19 protein-coding genes and 1 tRNA gene are annotated in these 18,905 nt (G+C 72.0%); 11 read left to right on the forward strand and 9 right to left on the reverse strand.

From position 1 onward, the window contains the following. Positions 1 to 95: 95 nt before the first annotated feature. From AB0M99_RS27285 to AB0M99_RS27300, 4 genes are all read left to right on the forward strand, one after another. Entirely contained in the window at positions 96 to 686 is a 591-nt protein-coding gene (locus AB0M99_RS27285; protein WP_365924867.1) for a DUF6879 family protein, read from the forward strand. Then, positions 683 to 1,525: a helix-turn-helix transcriptional regulator gene (locus AB0M99_RS27290; protein WP_365924869.1), complete on the forward strand. Its 843-nt coding sequence runs from the start codon at positions 683 to 685 to the stop codon at positions 1,523 to 1,525. The genes AB0M99_RS27285 and AB0M99_RS27290 overlap by 4 nt, the downstream gene beginning before the upstream one ends. Before the next feature lie 87 nt (positions 1,526 to 1,612). After that, positions 1,613 to 1,816, forward strand: a complete 204-nt coding sequence (locus tag AB0M99_RS27295; RefSeq protein ID WP_365924871.1) for a hypothetical protein — start codon at positions 1,613 to 1,615, stop codon at positions 1,814 to 1,816. A 456-nt stretch (positions 1,817 to 2,272) separates the two neighbouring features. Then, the gene (locus AB0M99_RS27300) at positions 2,273 to 3,454 is read left to right on the forward strand and encodes a methyltransferase domain-containing protein (RefSeq protein WP_365924873.1); all 1,182 of its coding nucleotides are present in this window, start codon (positions 2,273 to 2,275) and stop codon (positions 3,452 to 3,454) included. Positions 3,455 to 3,517: 63 nt separating this feature from the next. On the opposite strand, the gene AB0M99_RS27305 is transcribed toward AB0M99_RS27300, so the two are convergent. The 3 genes from AB0M99_RS27305 to AB0M99_RS27315 are packed head-to-tail and all read right to left on the reverse strand — an operon-like array spanning position 3,518 to position 5,697. Then, positions 3,518 to 3,994 carry a GNAT family N-acetyltransferase gene (locus AB0M99_RS27305; protein ID WP_365924875.1) on the reverse strand — a complete coding sequence of 159 codons (477 nt, stop codon included), beginning with the start codon at positions 3,992 to 3,994 and terminating at the stop codon, positions 3,518 to 3,520. A gap of 28 nt (positions 3,995 to 4,022) precedes the next feature. Continuing rightward, the gene (locus AB0M99_RS27310) at positions 4,023 to 4,934 is read right to left on the reverse strand and encodes an aminoglycoside phosphotransferase family protein (RefSeq protein ID WP_365924877.1); all 912 of its coding nucleotides are present in this window, start codon (positions 4,932 to 4,934) and stop codon (positions 4,023 to 4,025) included. Positions 4,935 to 4,971: 37 nt separating this feature from the next. After that, the gene (locus tag AB0M99_RS27315; protein WP_365924879.1) at positions 4,972 to 5,697 is read right to left on the reverse strand and encodes a thioredoxin domain-containing protein; all 726 of its coding nucleotides are present in this window, start codon (positions 5,695 to 5,697) and stop codon (positions 4,972 to 4,974) included. Between the two features lie 157 nt (positions 5,698 to 5,854). Between AB0M99_RS27315 and AB0M99_RS27320 the strand changes: the two genes are divergently transcribed. Next, positions 5,855 to 7,234 carry an FAD-dependent oxidoreductase gene (locus AB0M99_RS27320; protein WP_365924881.1) on the forward strand — a complete coding sequence of 460 codons (1,380 nt, stop codon included), beginning with the start codon at positions 5,855 to 5,857 and terminating at the stop codon, positions 7,232 to 7,234. 85 nt (positions 7,235 to 7,319) lie between these two features. On the opposite strand, the gene AB0M99_RS27325 is transcribed toward AB0M99_RS27320, so the two are convergent. Next, positions 7,320 to 7,395, reverse strand: a tRNA-Thr gene (locus AB0M99_RS27325). Positions 7,396 to 7,556: 161 nt separating this feature from the next. Here AB0M99_RS27325 and AB0M99_RS27330 point away from each other — a divergent pair. The 4 genes from AB0M99_RS27330 (at position 7,557) to AB0M99_RS27345 (ending at position 10,846) form a co-directional block, all read left to right on the forward strand. Next, entirely contained in the window at positions 7,557 to 7,973 is a 417-nt protein-coding gene (locus AB0M99_RS27330) for a helix-turn-helix domain-containing protein (protein ID WP_365924883.1), read from the forward strand. 295 nt (positions 7,974 to 8,268) lie between these two features. Next, the gene (ugpC, locus tag AB0M99_RS27335; RefSeq protein ID WP_365924885.1) at positions 8,269 to 9,357 is read left to right on the forward strand and encodes a sn-glycerol-3-phosphate ABC transporter ATP-binding protein UgpC; all 1,089 of its coding nucleotides are present in this window, start codon (positions 8,269 to 8,271) and stop codon (positions 9,355 to 9,357) included. Positions 9,358 to 9,587: 230 nt separating this feature from the next. Next, entirely contained in the window at positions 9,588 to 10,001 is a 414-nt protein-coding gene (locus AB0M99_RS27340; RefSeq protein WP_365924887.1) for a hypothetical protein, read from the forward strand. Positions 10,002 to 10,024: 23 nt separating this feature from the next. Continuing rightward, the gene (locus AB0M99_RS27345) at positions 10,025 to 10,846 is read left to right on the forward strand and encodes a nucleotidyltransferase family protein (RefSeq protein WP_365924889.1); all 822 of its coding nucleotides are present in this window, start codon (positions 10,025 to 10,027) and stop codon (positions 10,844 to 10,846) included. Positions 10,847 to 10,947: 101 nt separating this feature from the next. On the opposite strand, the gene AB0M99_RS27350 is transcribed toward AB0M99_RS27345, so the two are convergent. Beyond that, complete coding sequence (locus AB0M99_RS27350; protein WP_365924891.1) at positions 10,948 to 12,474, reverse strand: DoxX family membrane protein; 1,527 nt, start codon at positions 12,472 to 12,474, stop codon at positions 10,948 to 10,950. Positions 12,475 to 12,636: 162 nt separating this feature from the next. Between AB0M99_RS27350 and AB0M99_RS27355 the strand changes: the two genes are divergently transcribed. Next, a complete protein-coding gene (locus AB0M99_RS27355) occupies positions 12,637 to 14,130 on the forward strand; it encodes a hypothetical protein (protein ID WP_365924893.1) in 1,494 nt (497 codons plus the stop codon). A 46-nt stretch (positions 14,131 to 14,176) separates the two neighbouring features. Next, entirely contained in the window at positions 14,177 to 14,812 is a 636-nt protein-coding gene (locus AB0M99_RS27360) for an NUDIX hydrolase (RefSeq protein WP_365924895.1), read from the forward strand. Positions 14,813 to 14,875: 63 nt separating this feature from the next. On the opposite strand, the gene rlmB is transcribed toward AB0M99_RS27360, so the two are convergent. The 4 genes from rlmB to ispD all read right to left on the reverse strand — a co-directional run bounded on the left by rlmB (position 14,876) and on the right by ispD (position 18,750). Further along, complete coding sequence (gene rlmB, locus AB0M99_RS27365; protein WP_365924897.1) at positions 14,876 to 15,847, reverse strand: 23S rRNA (guanosine(2251)-2'-O)-methyltransferase RlmB; 972 nt, start codon at positions 15,845 to 15,847, stop codon at positions 14,876 to 14,878. 101 nt (positions 15,848 to 15,948) lie between these two features. Continuing rightward, a complete protein-coding gene (cysS, locus tag AB0M99_RS27370; RefSeq protein ID WP_365924899.1) occupies positions 15,949 to 17,349 on the reverse strand; it encodes a cysteine--tRNA ligase in 1,401 nt (466 codons plus the stop codon). Between the two features lie 104 nt (positions 17,350 to 17,453). Next, a complete protein-coding gene (gene ispF, locus AB0M99_RS27375; protein ID WP_365924901.1) occupies positions 17,454 to 18,014 on the reverse strand; it encodes a 2-C-methyl-D-erythritol 2,4-cyclodiphosphate synthase in 561 nt (186 codons plus the stop codon). Continuing rightward, positions 18,004 to 18,750: a 2-C-methyl-D-erythritol 4-phosphate cytidylyltransferase gene (gene ispD / locus AB0M99_RS27380; RefSeq protein WP_365924903.1), complete on the reverse strand. Its 747-nt coding sequence runs from the start codon at positions 18,748 to 18,750 to the stop codon at positions 18,004 to 18,006. Before ispD ends, ispF begins: the two co-directional genes overlap by 11 nt. Positions 18,751 to 18,905: the final 155 nt, after the last annotated feature.

Raw genomic sequence — 18,905 nt, forward strand, 5'->3', positions numbered from 1 at the left:
CGCGGGCGACCAGGACACCCAAAACCGTTCGGGATGTCCGCAGTGCACAGGAATGGGCCCAAGACTCACTCCTGCTCACTGACTAGGAACGGTTCGTGGTCGTCCCGCGCGTGCTCCTCGTCGACTTCGCCCCCAGGGACGTGGAAAGGACGCCGGTGCTGATCAGCTTCGAGGAGTTCGCCGGGATGTTCCGGACCTTCGCGCACACGGCTTGGCGCCTGGAGACCCGGCGTCGCTACCAGTCCGACGAGGAGACGGAGACGTATCAGCGGTTCATCCGGGGCGAGGACGCCGGCTGGGACCTGGACGACCCCTGGTGCGTATCCCGGCGCGAGCAGTCCGCCCTGGGCAAGCGCTTCGAGCGGGTACGGATCGCCGACAACCCGCCCACCCCCGGTCAGCGCTATCTCCTCGACAACGCCCGCCGCAACAGCGCAGTGGGCGAGGACATCCGCAACCTGTGGCGCTCCGAGGCCGAAGCGCTGCAACTCCCCGACGTGGACTTCTGGCTCTTCGACTCCCGGGTCATCGCCCGGCTCCACTTCGATGACGGCGACGTGATGACGGGCGTCGAGCTGGTCACGGACCCCGTCGACGTGGCCCGCGCCTGCCAGGTCCGGGACGCCGCGTGGCACCACGCCGTCCCGTACGAGACCTTCGCGGAACAGGTGCCGTCCGCCGAGTGAGCACCGACTTCCAACAAGCAAGAGTGGCCCTCGGTGCGCGGCTGCGCGAGCTGCGCACCGATCGGCGTCTCACCGGCCGCCAGTTGGCGGTCCTGCTCGGCTGGACCCAGTCCAAAGTCAGCAAGCTGGAGACCGGCCGTCAGACCGCGACGACGGACGATCTCCTGGCGTGGGCGGAAGGTACCGGCCATCCGGAGGCCGCAGAGGAGCTGATCACCAGGCTCCGGAGCCTGGAGTCCCGCTCCCGCGCGTGGCGCAGACAGCTCGCCGCGGGCCACAAGCCGGTCCAGGACACCCTCACGGCCGAGTACGAACGTACGAGGACGTTCCACGTCTGGCAGGGCTCCACGGTCGTCGGCATGCTCCAGACCGCCGAGTACGCCCGCCACGTCTTCACCCGCTACGCCGACCTCCACCAGTCCGTCCGGGACACGGAGGAGGCCGTCCGGGCCCGCGTGAAGCGTCAGGAGATGGTGTACGAGCCGGGGCGCACGTTCCACATCGTGATGTGGGAGGCCGCGCTCCGGGCTCTCGTATGCCCTCCGCCCGTGCTGGCCGCCCAGCTCGATCGCCTGGCGGGCGTCCTCGGACTGGACACCGTCTCCCTGGGTATCGTCCCGTTCGGCGTCTCCCTGAAGATCCCCCCGGCCAACGGCTTCTGGCTCTACGACGACCGCCTGGTGATCGCGGAGGACTGGCACGCGGAACTCTGGCTCGACGACGCGGACAGCGTGGGCGTGTACCGGAAGGTCTGGCAGGCACTCTCCGATTCCGCGGTATACGGGGCAGACGCCCACCGCGTGATCGCCCGCGCCCGGCGGGCTCTCGACACCGCCTGAGAATCCCCCGGAAGATCACGTCCCCGCCCGAGAATCCCTGCGAATCAGCCCCCACAGGGCCCGGCAACCGGCCCTAGCGTCCCTCTCATGGACAGCTCGCACGAACTGGAGACAGTGACCCCGAGCACGGTCATGGAGTCACTGCGCGAATCGCTGATGGCCGCCGGAATCGTTCTCCCCTCCCTGGGCATCGACCCGGCACCGCCCGGCCCGGGGCTGGTGAAGCGGGGCAGTATCCGCCCCGACGTCGCCAAGAAGCTGGCGCAGGTCGTGAAGCGGCGGATCGCATGAGCGCACGCGACAGCCATCCGGACGGGACGGAACCCGGTTGGGCACGGTTCGAGGGCCCGGACCTGAGTCCGGGCAACGCCTTGAAGTGGCGTCCGTGCGAGTGCAGCCGACCGGTGTGTCCGGAGTACCGCCCGGCCACCGGGAGTACCCAGCGGCTGAACGCCAGGGTGGCCGAAGCAAACCGACGGAGCCAGGGGACGGCGCAGTGAGCTCCCCCTGACCCCACCCCACAGACGCCGCCCCGGTGACCGATCCACCGTTCTGCCGGGGCGGCCCACGGCACCACTCAACCCTCACGAGAAGGAGCACGTTCATGGGCGGACAGCACGGCGGAGGCAGCGGCTCGGGTCAGGGCGGAAGCCAGCATGACGACGGCCAGTCCGGCGCCGGTCACGGCGGAGGCGGCTCGGAAGGTCAGGACTCCGGGCACAGTGACACGAAGGGCAGCGGTACCAAGTGACCGAACGCGCCACGACGGAGGCCGGCCCCCAGGGGTTGGCCTCCCGGCTCATGGACTCCGGAGCCCTGACCTCCGACTGGCTCCCCGCCTATCAAGCCGTGCCCCGGGAGTCGTTCGTCCCGGATGTGATCTGGCCCGGCGTCGGCCCGGCCGACGGCGGACCGGTGGCGAGCATCGACCGCCAGGCCGACCCGGAAGGATGGTTCCGCGCGGTCTACTCGGACACCTCCCTGACCACCCAGTGGGACGACGGAAGCCACACGGGCCCCGACCGGGGGAACGTCCCGACATGCAGCAACTCCCAGCCCGCCATGGTGTTCTCCATGCTGGCGGCCTTGGACGTCCAGCCGGGCTCCAAGGTCCTGGAAGTAGGCACGGGAACCGGCTGGAACGCGGCTCTGCTGTCCGAACGGGTCGGCTCGGAGAACGTCACCACCATCGAGTTCGACCCGGAGAACGCGGCCACGGCCCGAGCCCGCCTGGACGCCGCCGGGTACAACCCGGTGGCCGTGGTCGGTGACGGCTCTCAGGGCTGGCCCGGAGGCGCCCCGTACGACCGTGTCCTGATCACCGCCTCCCTCCGGGCGTTTCCGGCGGACATCATCCGGCAGACCCGGCCCGGCGGAGTCATCGTCTCCCCGTACGCCACGGAGTACGGCGGGGAGGCCGTGGTCCGCCTGACCGTCCAGGAGGACGGGAGCGCGTCCGGCCCGTTCGTCTGCTCCTCCGCCTTCATGCGTCTGCGGCAGCAACGCACCTACCGGACGCATGTGAAGAAGTACCTGGGCGGCAAGCCGTGGCCGGCCGATGGCCGCCGGACAACCACTTCACTGTCCCCGGAGGACGTGGCCGACTGGCTCCCCATGTTCGCCATCGGACTCCAGACCCAGGGGATGTTCCCCTACCCCGAGAAACTCGACGGCGGCCGCTACACGCTCTGGCTCCGGGACACCCGGGTCACTTCCTGGGCGTCGATCGACTTCGTTCCCGGTGCGGAGGAGTTCGAGGTCTACCAGTCCGGCCCTCGGGAACTCTGGGGCGAAGTCACCGCTGCCCATGCCTGGTGGGACGACCAGGGCCGACCGGAGTTCGAGCGGTTCGGACTCACGGTCACCCCGGGAGGAGCCACCTGGGCCTGGCTCGACTCCCCGGAGCACCCGGTACCCGCCGTCGGGTAGCCGGACAGGGCACGCGCCCGCCCGGCGCCGCCTTCTCGTGGTCCCGGGCGGGCATCCCGGCGGCTACTCCGCCCCGGCCAGCTTGCGGAGCACGTCGTCCGTCAGGCGGTAGACCGTCCACTCGTCCTGCGGCCGCGCGCCCAGCGCCTCGTAGAACGCGATCGTCGGCGCGTTCCAGTTCAGGACCGACCACTCCAGCCGCTCGTACCCGCGCTCCACGCAGATCCGCGCCAGCTCCGCCAGCAGCGCCTTGCCGTAGCCGCCCCCGCGCACGCCCGGACGGACGTACAGGTCCTCCAGGTAGATGCCGTGCACCCCGCGCCACGTCGAGAAGTTGAGGAACCACACCGAGAAGCCGACGACCTCCCCCTCCTCGGACTCCGCGATGTGCGCGAACGCCGCCGGCCGCTCCCCGAAGAGCGCCTCCCTCAACTGCTCCTGCGTGGCGCGCGCTTCGTGCGGCACCTTCTCGTACTCGGCCAGCTCGCGGATCATGGCCTGGATGGCGGGAACGTCTTCGACGACGGCGCTACGGATCATGCCCCGAGCGTACGACCGCCCGCACCGCTCACCCCAGCAGCAGCTGCGCCACCGCGACCTCGCGCTCCGGCAGTTCCTCCTGCCCCGGCGCCCCGTCCTCCAGCTCCCACAGGCAGTTCTGCAACACCCGCCCCAGCGTCCACGCCCGCGCGCGGTCCCGGTCACCGTCCAGCCCCGCCGCCTCCGTCAGCAGGTCGAACCGCCACCGCACCTCGTCCGCCGAGAAGTTGTTGACCAGCGCCGGCAGCAGCTCGAACCCCGGGTCGCCCGCGAGCGGCTTCGGATCGATCGCCAGCCACGGCTCCCGCCCGCCCGCCAGCACGTTGTCGAAGTGCAGGTCCCAGTGCAGCAGCCGGTCCCCGGGCTCCCCCGCCACCTCCGCCACCGCCGCCGCGCAGTCCGACAGCAGCCGCCGCTCCCCCTCGTCCGCCAACAGCCCGAGCGCCTGCGGTACGCGGTCCAGCATCCGGGCCGCCATCCCCCCGAGCCCGCGCAGCCCGCCCGGAGCCCGCACCGACGTCAGCCGGGCCAGCAACTCCCCGATGACCCGCACCGCCGCCCGCGAGTCCCGTACCGCCAGAGCCGACAGGTGCCGGCCCTCGTCCAACCGCTCCAGCAGCAGCGTCCCCGTCGGCCCGTCGTGCTCCAGCAGCTCCACACAGCCCCGCCCGCCCCACGCGCGCAGCGCGAGCGGCTCCCCCGCACTCTCCTCGTCCAGCATCCCCAGCTTCAGCACGGCCGCCGTGCCGTCCGCCCGTACCACCGGCAGCACCAGAGCCGTCACCCCGTGCATCCCCGGACCCGTCCGCCGCAGCGCCCACCGCTCCAGGAACTCCGTCGCCCGCGCCGGCAGCGCCGCGATGAACTCCCGCCCGGCGGTGCCGTTGTACTCCAGCTGCGCCCGTACCAGCCCGTCCGGAACGTCCTCGATGTCGACCATGCCCCGAGCGTACGACCGCCCGCCCGGCCGCCCCCCACTAGCCCGCGGCGCCGACCCCCGCGGCCTTCAGCGTCGCCGTGAACGCCCCCGCGTCGAACATCGAGCCGTCCTTCGCCCCCACCGGGTTCCCGTCCACCAGGACCAGCGGCGTCCCCTGCGCCCCGGTCGCCTCGAAGCCCTTCTCGGCCTCGGCGACCCACTCCTTGTGCGTCTCCTGCGCCACCGCCTTGTCGAAGGCCTCGCCCCGCAGCCCCGGCACCTGGTCCGCGATCCTCAACAGGTACTCGTCGGTGAACCGCCCCTTCGGCTGACTCGCGAACACCGCCGCGTTGTACTCCGCGAACTTCCCCGCGTCGACCGAAGCCCTCAGCGCGTTGACGGCCTTCACCGAGCCGCTCGCCCCGCCCTGGTCCAGGAACGAGGCCAGCAGGTACTCGACCTTCACCTTGCCCTCGCCCGCCAGCTCGAGCAGCGCCTCGCCACCGGCCCCCTCGAACTTCGCGCAGTAGCCGCACCGCGGATCCACCAGCACCTGCGCCGTGTGCGGCGCGTCCGGCTGTCCGACCACGACCTTCGCCCCGTCCACCTTCGCCGGCAGCTTCGCCAGCCGGTCCGCGATCGGGCTGGTCCGCACCACGGCGGTGGCGTCGGCGTCGGCCGACTTCGCGTCCCCGCCCGCCCCGCAGCCGACGACGGCACCGCCCAGCAGCGCGGCCGCCGCCACCGCCGCGACCACGTGCCCTGCCCTACGTATGCGCACCATTTACCGAACCTCTCACCCAAAACAGAACAAAATACCCCGCCCCACCCTACGGACCCGATCGCCCCGCCCGCATCAGCCATCCGGCCACCCTTCCCACCCCGAAACCCGACACCACGCCGCTGGACACCCCTCCGAGACCGGGTGTAGCAACTCCCCCATGACGATCAACGGCGGCATTTCCTTCTGGTACGCGACGGACAAGACCGCCGACCACCCGCCCCGCGCCCCCCTCACCGGCGACTCCACCGCCGACGTCGTCATCGTCGGCGGCGGCTACACCGGCCTGTGGACGGCCTACTACCTCAAGCGCTCCGCCCCCGACCTCCGCGTCACCGTCCTGGAGCAGAAGTTCTGCGGCTACGGCGCCTCCGGACGCAACGGCGGCTGGCTCTACAACGGCATCGCCGGCCGCGACCGCTACGCCCGCCTCCACGGCCACCAGGCCGCCCAGCGCCTCCAGCGGGCCATGAACGACACGGTCACCGAGGTCATCGACGTAGCCGCCAAGGAGGGCATCGACGCCGACATCCGCCGCGGCGGAGTCCTGGAAGTCGCCCGCACCCCCGCCCAGCTCACCCGCCTCAAGGCCTTCCACACCGCCGAGCTCGCCTTCGGCGAGAGCGACCGGGAGCTCTACGACGCCCCCGCGACCCGCGCCCGCATCGACATCGCCGACGCGGTCGGCTCCAGCTGGACCCCGCACGGCGCCCGCATCCACCCCCTCAAGCTGGTCAAGGGCCTGGCGGCCGCCTGCGAGGGCCTCGGCGTGGTCATCCACGAATCCACACCCGTCACCGAGATCGCGCCCCGCCGCGCCGTCACCCCGTACGGGACGGTTCGCGCGCCCCACGTCCTGCGCTGCACCGAGGGCTTCACCGCCGCCCTCAAGGGTCAGAAGCGCTCCTGGCTCCCCATGAACTCCTCCATGATCGTGACGGCCCCGCTGCCCGCCTCGACCTGGGAGCAACTGGGCTGGTCGGACGCCGCCACCCTCGGCGACATGGCCCACGCCTACATGTACGCCCAGCGCACCGCCGACGACCGCATCGCCCTCGGCGGCCGCGGGGTCCCGTACCGCTACGGCTCGCGCACCGACAACGACGGCCGCACCCAGCCCGCCACCATCGAAGCCCTGACCGACCTGCTGACCTCCTTCTTCCCGGTCCTCGCCGGTACGGAGATCACGCATGCCTGGTCCGGCGTCCTCGGCGTGCCCCGCGACTGGTGCGCCACCGTCACCCTCGACCGCGCCACGGGCCTCGGCTGGGCGGGCGGGTACGTCGGCTCCGGCGTCGCCACCGCCAACCTCGCCGCCCGCACCCTGCGCGACCTGGTCCTCGAAGACGCCACGGAGCTGACGGACCTCCCCTGGGTCAACCACCGCGTCCGCCGCTGGGAGCCGGAGCCGCTGCGCTGGCTCGGCGTCCAGGCCCTGTACGCCGCCTACCGTGAGGCCGACCGCCGCGAGGCCGCCACCCACAGCCCGACGACAACCCCCCTGGCCCGCCTGGCGGACCGCATCTCGGGCCGCCACTGACGACAAAGCGGAAGGCCCCGGACGATCGTCCGGGGCCTTCCGCTTCTGTGCGAATTCCCTCGATCAGAGATCTTCCGACCTGGGATGGAGCCGCCTGTCGGAATCGAACCGACGACCTTCGGATTACAAAGCCGGAGCTCTACCAACTGAGCTAAGGCGGCACGAAACCCACCCGCGAACCCATCGCGAGTGGAGCCGTCATCACTCTACACAGCACCCGATTCCCCAAGCCATCACGTTGAAGCCGTCCCGTAACCACCCACTCACACGTTCGTTGAACGGACTGGTGTGCCGTTCCGAAGATCAGATGGTGGGAGGGGCGATGACGGACCGCATATCGGGGGAGGAAGCCCGGCGCATCAAGCGCGAACACCTCGGGGTGGGCGACCGGACCAAACACCAGGACCGGAAGGCGACTCCGCTGAAGGGACTGGTCCGAGAGCCGGGCACACAGCAGCGCGTCTACCGTTTCCGCTTCTACCCGACCCCCGAGCAGGCGGCCCAGCTCACCCGGACCTTCGGCGCCTGCCGCTGGGTCTACAACGAGGGCCTAGCCCTCCGCGTGAAGGCCTGGGAGGAATGCGGGACCACCCATGACCGCGATACGAATGCGGCGGTGAATCTTCGCGACGAGGGGATGCGGCTGTACTGGTCGGTGGCGGCCGGACTGCCGCCGGGCCGGGTGCCGCCGAGCGTGATCAGGGCTTCGGAAGTGGGGGAGCTCGTACCGGCGGCATAGCCGGGTGCGTTACGAACCGACGGGCCGTCGGCCGCAATGCCTGTGGAGCCTGTGCAAGACCGATCGGTCGCGCCCTCCAGGATCGCGCCCGGCCGGCGACGGGCGTTGAAGCAGGAAGCACCGCTCGCGAGGGTGGTGAGGCGTGGAGCCCAGGTCAAAAGTGAGTCGCTCTGCCAGCCCGGGGGCTGACAGAAGCCCGCCCGGCGGGTAGCGTCGGGCGGAGTCCGGTTGACTGGACTAGACCTTCCACTCGGATCGTCCGGCACGTTCCTGCCGGTAGAAGGGATTCACCACCATGGCTTCTGTCACTTTCGACAAGGCGACCCGTCTGTACCCCGGCGGCGACAAGCCCGCCGTCGACCAGCTGGAGCTGGAGATCGAGGACGGCGAGTTCCTCGTCCTCGTCGGCCCCTCCGGCTGCGGCAAGTCCACCTCGCTGCGCATGCTCGCCGGCCTGGAGGACGTCAACGGCGGCGCCATCCGCATCGGCGACCGCGACGTCACGCACCTGCCGCCCAAGGACCGGGACATCGCGATGGTGTTCCAGAACTACGCGCTCTACCCGCACATGTCCGTCGCCGACAACATGGGCTTCGCGCTCAAGATCGCCGGCGAGGACAAGGCCACCATTCGCAAGAAGGTGGAGGACGCGGCGAAGATGCTCGACCTCACCCAGTACCTCGACCGCAAGCCCAAGGCCCTCTCCGGCGGCCAGCGCCAGCGCGTCGCCATGGGCCGCGCGATCGTGCGCAAGCCGCAGGTGTTCCTGATGGACGAGCCGCTGTCGAACCTCGACGCCAAGCTCCGCGTGTCCACCCGCACCCAGATCGCCGCGCTCCAGCGCGACCTCGGCATCACCACCGTGTACGTCACCCACGACCAGGTCGAGGCCATGACCATGGGCGACCGCGTGGCCGTGCTCAAGGACGGGCTGCTCCAGCAGGTCGACACCCCGCGCAACATGTACGACCGTCCCGCGAACCTCTTCGTCGCCGGCTTCATCGGCTCCCCGGCCATGAACCTGGTCGAGGTGCCGATCACCGACGGCGGCGTGAAGTTCGGCGACAGCGTGGTCCCGGTGTCGCGCGAGGCGCTGTCGGCCGCCGCCGACGCGGGCGACCGCACCGTGACCGTGGGCGTGCGCCCCGAGCACTTCGACATCGGCGACACGGGCGGCCTGACGATCACCGTGAACGTCGTCGAGGAGCTGGGCGCCGACGGGTACGTCTACGGCTCCGCCGCCTCCGCCGAGGGTTCGCAGGACATCGTGGTCCGCGTGGGCGGCCGCCAGGTGCCCGAGAAGGGCTCGACCCTGCACGTGGTGCCGCGCGCCGGCGAGATCCACGTCTTCTCGACCTCGTCCGGGGCCCGCCTGTCCGGCTGATCCCCGGCTCATCCCCGGCGGATCTCCGGCCGGTCCCCGGCCGATGCCCGAACGACCTCGGGCCGTACCGAAGGGGCGCTCCCTCAAGGGGCGCCCCTTCGGCGTGAGTTACGCAGATCGGGCCATTCGGCCCCTCTCGTCAACCCTTAATTCGAAAAGCCACGTCGAACCATCCCCCGACCGGGTGACTAAATGTCGCCAAATCTTCACCGAGCGCTACTCTCGCCCTCGTGACCCACACTGCCCGCCGTATCGGCCGTTCCCTCGCCCTGGTCCTGCCCGTCGTCCTGGTCCTGTCCGGGACCCTCGCGGTCACCATGGTCCCCTGGGCGGACAATTCCCCCTCCCAGATCCTGACCGCCTCCGCCGAGGACGTCTCCGTCCCCGCGAAGCCGCGCGCCGCACAGGACGTCGTCCGCGACCAGCTGCTCAGCGAGCTGCAGCGGGGAGAGCAGCCGGGTGACGTCCTCACCCACCTCCAGCAGGAGGTGGACCGGCGCCCGTCGCTCGCCGAGCACTGTGTGGGCATCGCACGGGCCCTGGGCCGGGCGGCAGTTGACGCGTACGGGCCGACGAAGGCCCAGTCCTACGCCCGTCCGGTGTGCGACACCTCGTACGCCTCGGGTGTCGCCTCCATGGGCTGACCCGCCTCCCTACGCTGGCCGGCATGACCGACGCCGATCCCGCACCCCCTGCACCCTCCGCAACTCCCGCGCCCTCCGCGCCCTCCGCGCCCTCCGCATCCGGATCCGCCTCCCCCGCAGCCGCGTTCCCCGCCTCCCCCGCCCAGGCAGTCGTCCTGGCGGGCGGCCAGGGTTCGCGGCTGCGGCCGTACACGGACGACCGTCCGAAGCCGATGGTGGAGATCCCGGGTACGGGGATGCCGATCATCGGGCACCAGCTGGCCTGGCTGGCCTCCGAGGGGGTGACCGACGCCGTGGTGTCGTGCGGGCACCTCGCGGAGGTGCTCCAGGAGTGGCTGGCGCGGGCCCCGCTGCCGCTGCGCGTGACGACGGTGGTGGAGGAGGCGCCCCTGGGGCGCGGTGGCGGGCTCAAGTACGCCGCGCGGCACCTGCCGTACCCGCAGCGGCCCTGGTTCGCGACGAACGGGGACGTGTGGACGCGGTTCCCGCTGCGCGAGATGGCCGACTTCCATGCGGAGCGGGGCGCGACGGCGACGCTGGCGCTGGCCCGGCCACGGATTCCGTGGGGGGTGGTGGAGACCGATGGGTACGGGCACGTGCTGGACTTCATCGAGGCGCCGCCCTCGCCGTATCTGATCAATGCCGGCGTGTACGTCTTCGGCGCCGAATTCGCGGCCCTGCTCCCGGATTTGGGGGACCACGAGCGCACGACCTTCCCCCGGCTGGCGCGGGAGCGGCGGCTGGCGGGCTTCCCGCTGCCCCAGGGGGCCTACTGGCGGGCGATCGACACGGCGAAGGACCTGACCGAGGCCGCACGGGAGTTGGCGGCGCACAGGGCTTCCTGAGGCTTCCGCGTACGCGCCCGGGCACACCTCGGGGTACGCGTACGGGCCCGGCACGCTCGTGGCGTACCGGGCCCGTACGGGAGGGGTCGTAAGGCGGGGCGTCAGCCGAGGAGGCCGCCGACCAGCCCGGGCTTCTTCGTCGGCGTGCCCCCGCCGGTGGTGCTCGACGAGGCGGGCGGCTGCTGGGGGGTGGACTGGCGGGGGGTGCTGCGGGGGCTCTGGCCGCCGCTGGTGCCGCGGGTGGCGGTGGGCGACTCGGCGCCGGTCCCGGCGGTCTCGCGGGAGGTCGAGCCGCCGGTGCTCTTGCCGGTGGACTTCGCGGCCGGCGAGGAGGCTCCGGCGGAGGGCTGCGCGGAGGGCTTGGAGACGGGCGCCTGCGAGGGCTGCTGCCGTGCGGGGGTGGGCGGCAGCGGGCGGCCGGGGAGGTAGTTGCTGGGGTCCTGGCCGGGGCCCGGGACGGTGACGACGGTGGTGGAGCGGACGGCGCCGCCGAGGAGGGAGCCGACGAGCAGGGTCAGACCGCAGACGACGGTGGCCATGACGGCTCCGCGGCGCAGGACGCGCCGGCGCAGCCGCCAGATCTCGGAGCGGGGGCCGAGGGTGCGCCAGGCCTCGCCGGCGAGGCGTCCGTCGAGGGAGTAGACGGGGGCCCCGGCGATGATCAGCGGGCTCCAGGCGGCGAGGTAGATGATGTCGGGGGCGTCGTACGCGGGAACGGTCTTCCAGCTCACGGTCATGAGCAGGGCGGCGGACAGCAGTGCGCCGAAGCAGGCGGCGAAGCGCTGCCAGAGGCCGAGGACGGTCAGGACGCCGACGGCGACCTGGAGGAAGGCGACGGTCAGGCCGGCCCCGACGGGGTGGGCGAGGGCGAAGTCGCGCAGCGGCTCGGCGAGCGCCCAGGGGTGCAGGGTGTGCAGCCAGGTGACCATGGAGCCGCGCTCGCCGCCGTCGAAGTAGACGGGGTCGCACAGCTTGCCCATGCCGGCGTAGATGGAGATGAAGCCGAGGAAGACGCGCAGCGGGAGCAGCACGACGCCGAGGTTCATGCGGCGGCCCGGGTAGTAGGAGGCCTGGCCGCGCGCGTCGGACGCGGCGCGCCGGGACTCCGCACCGGCTCCGCCGCCCCCGTCCCCGCCCGGGTACGCGGCCTCGTACGGGAGGTCCCGTACGGCGGCCAGCGGGCGGGTCTCGTCGGGGTCGCGGTAGGTGCGCTGGCCGATGACGGTCGGCGTGGCGAGGGTGTCGTCGGCGAGGTCGTGCACGAGGTCGATGCGCGGGATGACCTGCGTGTCGCCGCCGTCGAACTCCTCGTGGCCCCTGCTGTTGTCACGTACGGCCTGGAGCAGGCCGCCCATCGCTGCGGCGTCGCCCGGGGCGGACTTGCCGCTCCAGACGACGGGGCGGCGGCGGCCGGCTCCGGCTCCGACGGCGGCTGCCGCGAGCGCCCCGCCGAGGGCGGGTACGCGCGCGGGGGCGCCTGCGGGCTTGGGACGCGCGCTCGGGCTCGGTGCGAGCCGCACGCGGAAGCTGGCGTGGTTGACGATGACCTGTGCGGGGTCGCACGGCACCTTGACCATGCTCAGCGCGGGCTGGTCGTCGAACCCTGGCGTTCTGGTGTCCACACTCATCTAACCGAGTGATGGGTGTTTAGGACACTGCCTTGACATCAAGGATGTGTCCGAGACCCGTCAAGATCCAGCCATCTCCCCCCGGCAGAAAGGTTGTTCGGGCGGTGTGTCGGCAGCTGATGCGAGAATCAAGGCAGTTGAAGTCTGAGGGGGACACCGGGGATGACCGACCGCGCGCACAACCAGCTCGTCTTTGGTGATCTCACGGACTATCCCGTGATGTCGCAGGCTCTCGACAACCAGTGGCTGCCCGCGGATCTCGCCGGATCCCGGCAGCGGGCGAGCGCGCAGGCCGGGCCTTCGGCCGAGGCCGTGGCGGCGGGGGCGGCGGAGCTCCGGCGCTCGCTGGCGAACAGCGGGACCCTGGTCGTCAACCGGGCGTTCCTGCTGAACAACGAAGCGCTGTACGCGAATTACCTGCCGTCGGCCGAGCCCTCCGAGCGGGCCGCCTTCGCCCAGCTGCTCAACCGCCGGGCGCTGGTGCCGTACCTGCACACGGAGCGGGAGGCCGCGGCCGAATTCAGCTGGGGACACGACCGGTCGGTGAGCTCGGCCTGGCAGCGGATGGTGACGGACGAGTCCGACCCGGGGCTGGTGCGCTTCGACTGGGACGACGAGACCAACCGGGAGCGGGCCGGGCAGGTGGGCAACTTCTTCTCGCGGGAGCTGTCCGGACTGCGGCGGCTGCCGGCGCCGGTCCTGGCCGAGAATTTGGGCATCCCGCTGGAGCAGGCGCAGGCCATGCGCGAGGGCATCCTGAAGGACCTGTACTTCTGGGCGGGCGAGCAGGACAACGACCGGGACATCACGCGGCAGGCGGTCTACGAGCGGTTCCTGACCCGGCCGGGCACGCAGCCGTACGAGAACCTGCTGCGCGAGGGCGACCACATCGTGCCCGCGAAGCAGCTGATCAACCTGCTGTACAGCCTGGGGGTGCCGAAGGCGAGCGGGCTGATCTCGCTGACCCCGCCCGATTCGCCGCCGCGTTCGACCCTCCAGGAGCTGCGGGAGGACAGCCGGCCGGCCGCGGACGATCCCGAGCGGATCGGGCTGCTGCTGCGGGACCTGTTCGCCGACGACCTGCACCGGGCGGTGGACGGGCCCAATTCGTACGCCGGGCTGTCGCTGGCCGACATCGTGCGGCTGCGGCGCGAGGAGGAGTGGCGGTCGTACATCGACGCCCTGGACGGGTTCGTCCGCGGCGGGTTCCGGGACGGGCGGCTGCCGTCGCCGGAGGAGTTCGCCGCGCACACCCGGGACGTGGCGCGCTTCCACGCGCGGATGCTGCGTACGGCGCGCAAGACGAGCGCTTCGCACGGCGGGTTCACCAGGGAGATCAGCACGGTCCTGATCCTGGAGTCGTCGGGGATCGCGCTGCAGGTGGGCGCGGGCGAGGACGTGTCGCTGCTGGCGGGGTCGCTGCAGCTGCTGACGGCGGCCGCCGGGGTGCTGACCGTGCGCCTGCAGTTCCGGGACAAGGGCCGCAAGGGTTCCGGGCTGCGCGGCGGCCTCGGGCACAGTGTGACCCTGCCGTCGCTGCGGCTCGGCAGCCTGCGCAACGACTGGCAGACCATCCTGCGGGTATATGGCGGCCAGGTGGCGCTGAGCGCCGACACCGGCCGCAGGCGCTCGGCCGACCAGCAGGCGGCGGTGTAGTCCCGGCGTGCCACGGCGGGCGGACCTTGAACCACACGGGGAGAGCATGAGCGGGACGGGCGGAGTCGAGGGGTACGAGCGCCTGCGCGCGCAGCGGCCGGAGCTGTTCCGCAACGACCCGGAGGGGATCGAGATCCTGACCGACCCGGGAGCGGTCGCGGCGGCGGGCGGGGTCCTCTACCAGGACCGGTACCTGACGCTGCTGCGCGACCCGGTGCGGTTCCCCGACGGCCGGGAGGGGACGTACCTGCGGGCGCTGAGCGCGACCGCCGAGCCCGGATCGGTGGTGCTGCCGCTGCTCGACGGCCGGGTGGTGCTGATCGAGCACTACCGGCACGCGCCGCGCTCGTGGCAGTGGGAGATCCCGCGCGGCGCCGGCACCCGGGGCCTGACGGGCGAGCGGAACGCCGTGAAGGAGCTGCACGAGGAGGTGGGAGCCGAGGCGCTGGAGCTGATCCCGCTCGGGGTGGTGCACCCGGACAGCGGGATGATCGGGGACTCCGTGCGGCTCTTCGCGGCGCGGATCGACTCGGTGGGGGCGCTGGCGACCGGCGAGGGCATCCGCGGGACGCGCGTGGTGACCTTCGCGGAGGCGGAGGCCATGGCCGCGGACGGCCGGATCACCGACGCGTTCACGATGGTGGCGCTGCTGCGGGCCCGGCTGGCGGGCCTGGCGGACTGAGGACCCGGGCCGGATCGCCGGCGGGCCCCTGGTGGGCGGCCCGCCGGCGTCCGGCTACGGGTGTCAGGTGCGCGGGGCCTCGGCGCGGCGGCGGGCCGCCTCGTAGAGCACGACGCCCGCGGCGACACCGGCGTTCAGCGACTCGGCGCCACCCGGCATCGGGATGCGGACGAGGAAGTCGCAGTTCTCGCCGACGAGGCGGCCGAGGCCCTTGCCCTCGGAGCCGACGACGATGACGACGGGACCGGCGAGCGCTTCCAGGTCCTGGACCTCGTGGGTGCCCTCGGCGGCGAGACCGACGATGGTGATGCCGGACTTCTTGTACTCCTGGAGGGCCCGGGTCAGGTTGGTGACGCGGGAGACCGGAGTGCGGGCGGCGGTGCCGGCGGAGGTCTTCCAGGCGCCGGCGGTCATGCCGGCGGCGCGGCGCTCGGGGATGACCACGCCGTGGCCGCCGAAGGCGGAGACGGAGCGGACGATCGCGCCGAGGTTGCGCGGGTCGGTGACGCCGTCGAGGGCGACGATGAGGGGCTCCTCGCCGTTGTCGTAGGCGGCGTCGGTGAGGTCCTCGGGGTGCGCGTACTCGTACGGCGGGACCTGGAGGACCAGGCCCTGGTGGTTGAGCCCGTTGGTCATGCGGTCGAGCTCGGGGCGCGGGGCTTCCATCAGGTTGATGTTGCCGCGCTGGGCGGCGAGCTGGAGGGCCTCGCGCACGCGCTCGTCGTTGTCGATGAACTGCTGGACGTACAGCGTGGTGGCGGGGACGCCGTCGCGCAGCGCCTCGAAGACCGGGTTGCGGCCGACGACCATCTCGCTCGTGCCCTTGGCGCCGCCGCGGCGGGGCGCGGGGCGGCGCTTGGCGGCCTGGCGGGCCATGGCGTTGGCGATGCGGTTCGCCTTGTGCTTCTTGCGGTCCTCGGCCTTGGGCGTGGGGCCCTTGCCCTCCAGGCCCTTGCGCCGCTGGCCACCGCTGCCGACCGTCGCGCCCTTCTTGTTGGACGTGCGGCGGTTCCTGCGCTGGCTGTTCCCGGCCATGACCTCTACCTGTTTTCGTTGGTGCTGCGATATGTACGTATGAAGAGTGTGCCGCCCTGAACGCCGGGCGGCACAGTCGGACTGCTCCGGGTGCCGGGGGCTCAGCGGGGGCCGAGCGTCCAGCGCGGCCCCGTCGGGCTGTCCTCGATGACCAGACCGGACTGCTGGAGCTGGTCGCGGATGGCGTCGGCGGTCGCCCAGTCCTTGCGGGCGCGGGCGGACTCGCGCTGCTCCAGGACGAGGCGTACGAGGGTGTCGACGGCGCCGTGGAGGTCCTCGCCGCGGTCGGCCTCGCCGGCCCAGTGCGGGTCGAGGGGGTCGAGTCCGAGGATGCCCAGCATCGCCCGTACCTCCGACAGGCGGGCGATGGCCGATTCCTTGTCGTCGGCGGCGAGCGCGCTGTTGCCCTGGCGGACGGTGGTGTGGACGATGGCGAGCGCCTGCGGGACGCCGAGGTCGTCGTCCATGGCCTCGGCGAAGGCGGGCGGGACCTCGGCGGCGGGCTCGACGGTCTTGCCGGCCTTCTCGATGACGCGCTGGACGAAGCCCTCGATGCGCGCGAAGGCCGACTCGGCCTCGCGCAGCGACTCCTCGCTGTACTCGATCATCGAGCGGTAGTGCGGGGTGCCGAGGTAGTAGCGCAGGACGATGGGGCGCCACTGCTTGACCATCTCGGAGACGAGGACCGAGTTGCCGAGCGACTTGGACATCTTCTCGCCGGACATGGTGACCCAGGCGTTGTGGAGCCAGTAGTTCGCGAAGTCGTCGCCGAAGGCCTTGGCCTGGACGATCTCGTTCTCGTGGTGCGGGAAGATCAGGTCGAGCCCGCCGCCGTGGATGTCGAAGGCGCTGCCCAGGTACTTGTGGGCCATGGCGGAGCACTCCAGGTGCCAGCCGGGACGGCCGCGGCCCCACGGGGTCTCCCAGTCGGGCTCGCCGGGCTTGGAGGCCTTCCACATGGCGAAGTCGCGCGGGTCGCGCTTGCCGGTGATGCCCTCCTCGGAGGGCTGGCGCAGGTCGTCGATGTTCTGGTTCGACAGCTGCAGGTAACCGGGGTACGAGCGCACGTCGAAGTAGACGCTGCCGTCGGCCTCGTAGGCGTGGCCGCGCTCGATGAGGGCGCGCATCATCTCGATCATCTCGGGGACGTGACCGGTGGCGCGGGGCTCGTACGTGGGCGGCAGGCAGCCCAGCGCGTTGTAGCCGTCGTTGAAGGCGCGCTCGTTCTCGTAACCGATGGACCACCAGGGGCGGCCCTGCTCGGCGCCCTTCGCGATGATCTTGTCGTCGATGTCCGTGACGTTGCGGATGAAGGTGACGTCCTGGCCGCGGTAGACGAACCAGCGGCGCAGGATGTCGAAGTTCAGGTACGAGCGGACGTGCCCGATGTGCGGTGCGGCCTGCACGGTGGCGCCACAGAGGTAGATCGAGACACAGCCCGGCGTGAGCGGGACGAAATCGCGGATCTGCCGGGCGCTGGTGTCGTACAGGCGAATAGTCACGGCATCCAGGGTAGTGGGCCTCCGGCAGTGCCCCGCGACCCTTTCGGGGCGCGGGGTGCGATTGTTTTCCGAGTGGTGCCGGGCGAGTCGTCGCCGCGGCGCGCTCAGGCGGGGTTCGTCCGGTACACCAGGGCGGTGGCGATGGCCGCGAGCCCTTCGGCGCGGCCGGTGAGGCCGAGTCCGTCGGTGGTGGTCCCGGAGACGGAGACGGGGGCGCCCGCGGCCGCGGCGAGCGCCTTCTGCGCCTCCTCGCGCCGCTTGCCGATCTTGGGACGTACGCCGATCACCTGGATCGCGATGTTGCCGATCTCGAAGCCCTCGGCGCGGACGATCCGCGCGGCCTCGGCCAGCAGGGTGGCACCGGCGGCGCCGGACCACTCGGGGCGGGAGGTGCCGAAGTGCGCGCCGAGGTCGCCGACTCCGGCGGCGGAGAACAGCGCGTCGCAGGCGGCGTGCGCGGCGACGTCGCCGTCGGAGTGTCCGGCGAGCCCGTCCTCCCCCTCCCACAGCAGCCCGGCGCACCACAGCTCGCGGCCGGTCTCGAAGGCGTGCACGTCGGTGCCGATGCCGACCTGCGGCAGCAGCGGCCGGCCTGCGGACACGGCCGGAGCCGCGGAGGCCGCGGAGGCCGCGGAGCTCTCGGAACCTGCGGAGCTAGTAGGCATCGGTGGCCCTCCTGCGGGCGAGTACGGCCTCGGCGAGGACCAGGTCGAGCGGGCGGGTGACCTTGAAGGCCTCTTCGTGGCCGGGAACCACCATGACGGTGATGCCGAGCTGTTCCACCATTCCGGCGTCGTCGGTGGCGCCGTCGCCGTTGACGGCGACCTTCTCGTGCGCGCGCACGAGGGTGGTGCGGTCGAAGCCCTGCGGGGTCTGGACTGCGCGCAGCCGGGCCCGCTCGGGCGTGGCGACCACCGGTTCGGGCTCGCCGGGCCTGCCGGGCTCGACCTCCTTGACGGTGTCGGCCAGCGGCAGCCCCGGCACCACGGCGGGGGCGCCGTCGCGTACGGCCTCGACGACGGAGTCGACGGTGTCCACGGGGACGAGCGGGCGGGCCGCATCGTGGACGAGTACGGAGGTCACGTCCGCCGGGAGGGCGTCCAGACCGGCGCGCACGGACTCCTGGCGGGTCTCCCCGCCGGGGACGACCAGGATCTCGGTGCGGTCCGGCAGGGCGTGCTCGTCCAGGAGGCGGCGCACCTCGGCGGCCCCGTCGGACGGGGCGACGACGACCACGAGGGAGACCGCGCGGGAGCGGGCCATGGCGCGGACGGCGTGGATGAGCATGGGGGTGCCGCCCAGGGTCCGCAGGGCCTTGGGGGCGCCGGGGCCGAGGCGTACCCCGCGGCCGGCGGCCGGGATCACCGCGGCGGTGCGGTGGAGGCGCGATTCGTCAGACATCAGTAGCTCCGAGCCAGGTTTGTGACTTCGGCCGACATGGGTATGGCCTGAAGGGTGCCGGGTGCGACGCCCTCGCCCCTTCCGTGACGACCGGTCGAGCCGGCTGCCCGGACCCGGCACGCCAGTGGTGGGTGCGAAAAGTGCGGAAAAAGTTT

Source organism: Streptomyces sp. NPDC051183 (assembly GCF_040682455.1).
Taxonomy (GTDB): domain Bacteria; phylum Actinomycetota; class Actinomycetes; order Streptomycetales; family Streptomycetaceae; genus Streptomyces.

What these genes read in the sequence shown, in the direction of transcription:
- AB0M99_RS27315 (WP_365924879.1), bottom strand. Translation starts at nt 5,697, where the DNA reads ATGGTGCGCATACGTAGGGCAGGGCACGTGGTCGCGGCGGTGGCGGCG.
- ispF (WP_365924901.1), bottom strand. Translation starts at nt 18,014, where the DNA reads ATGCCTACTAGCTCCGCAGGTTCCGAGAGCTCCGCGGCCTCCGCGGCC.
- rlmB (WP_365924897.1), bottom strand. Translation starts at nt 15,847, where the DNA reads ATGGCCGGGAACAGCCAGCGCAGGAACCGCCGCACGTCCAACAAGAAG.
- AB0M99_RS27355 (WP_365924893.1), top strand. Translation starts at nt 12,637, where the DNA reads ATGACCGACCGCGCGCACAACCAGCTCGTCTTTGGTGATCTCACGGAC.
- AB0M99_RS27360 (WP_365924895.1), top strand. Translation starts at nt 14,177, where the DNA reads ATGAGCGGGACGGGCGGAGTCGAGGGGTACGAGCGCCTGCGCGCGCAG.
- ispD (WP_365924903.1), bottom strand. Translation starts at nt 18,750, where the DNA reads ATGTCTGACGAATCGCGCCTCCACCGCACCGCCGCGGTGATCCCGGCC.
- AB0M99_RS27350 (WP_365924891.1), bottom strand. Translation starts at nt 12,474, where the DNA reads ATGAGTGTGGACACCAGAACGCCAGGGTTCGACGACCAGCCCGCGCTG.
- AB0M99_RS27345 (WP_365924889.1), top strand. Translation starts at nt 10,025, where the DNA reads ATGACCGACGCCGATCCCGCACCCCCTGCACCCTCCGCAACTCCCGCG.
- ugpC (WP_365924885.1), top strand. Translation starts at nt 8,269, where the DNA reads ATGGCTTCTGTCACTTTCGACAAGGCGACCCGTCTGTACCCCGGCGGC.
- AB0M99_RS27295 (WP_365924871.1), top strand. Translation starts at nt 1,613, where the DNA reads ATGGACAGCTCGCACGAACTGGAGACAGTGACCCCGAGCACGGTCATG.
- AB0M99_RS27310 (WP_365924877.1), bottom strand. Translation starts at nt 4,934, where the DNA reads ATGGTCGACATCGAGGACGTTCCGGACGGGCTGGTACGGGCGCAGCTG.
- AB0M99_RS27330 (WP_365924883.1), top strand. Translation starts at nt 7,557, where the DNA reads ATGACGGACCGCATATCGGGGGAGGAAGCCCGGCGCATCAAGCGCGAA.
- AB0M99_RS27305 (WP_365924875.1), bottom strand. Translation starts at nt 3,994, where the DNA reads ATGATCCGTAGCGCCGTCGTCGAAGACGTTCCCGCCATCCAGGCCATG.
- AB0M99_RS27320 (WP_365924881.1), top strand. Translation starts at nt 5,855, where the DNA reads ATGACGATCAACGGCGGCATTTCCTTCTGGTACGCGACGGACAAGACC.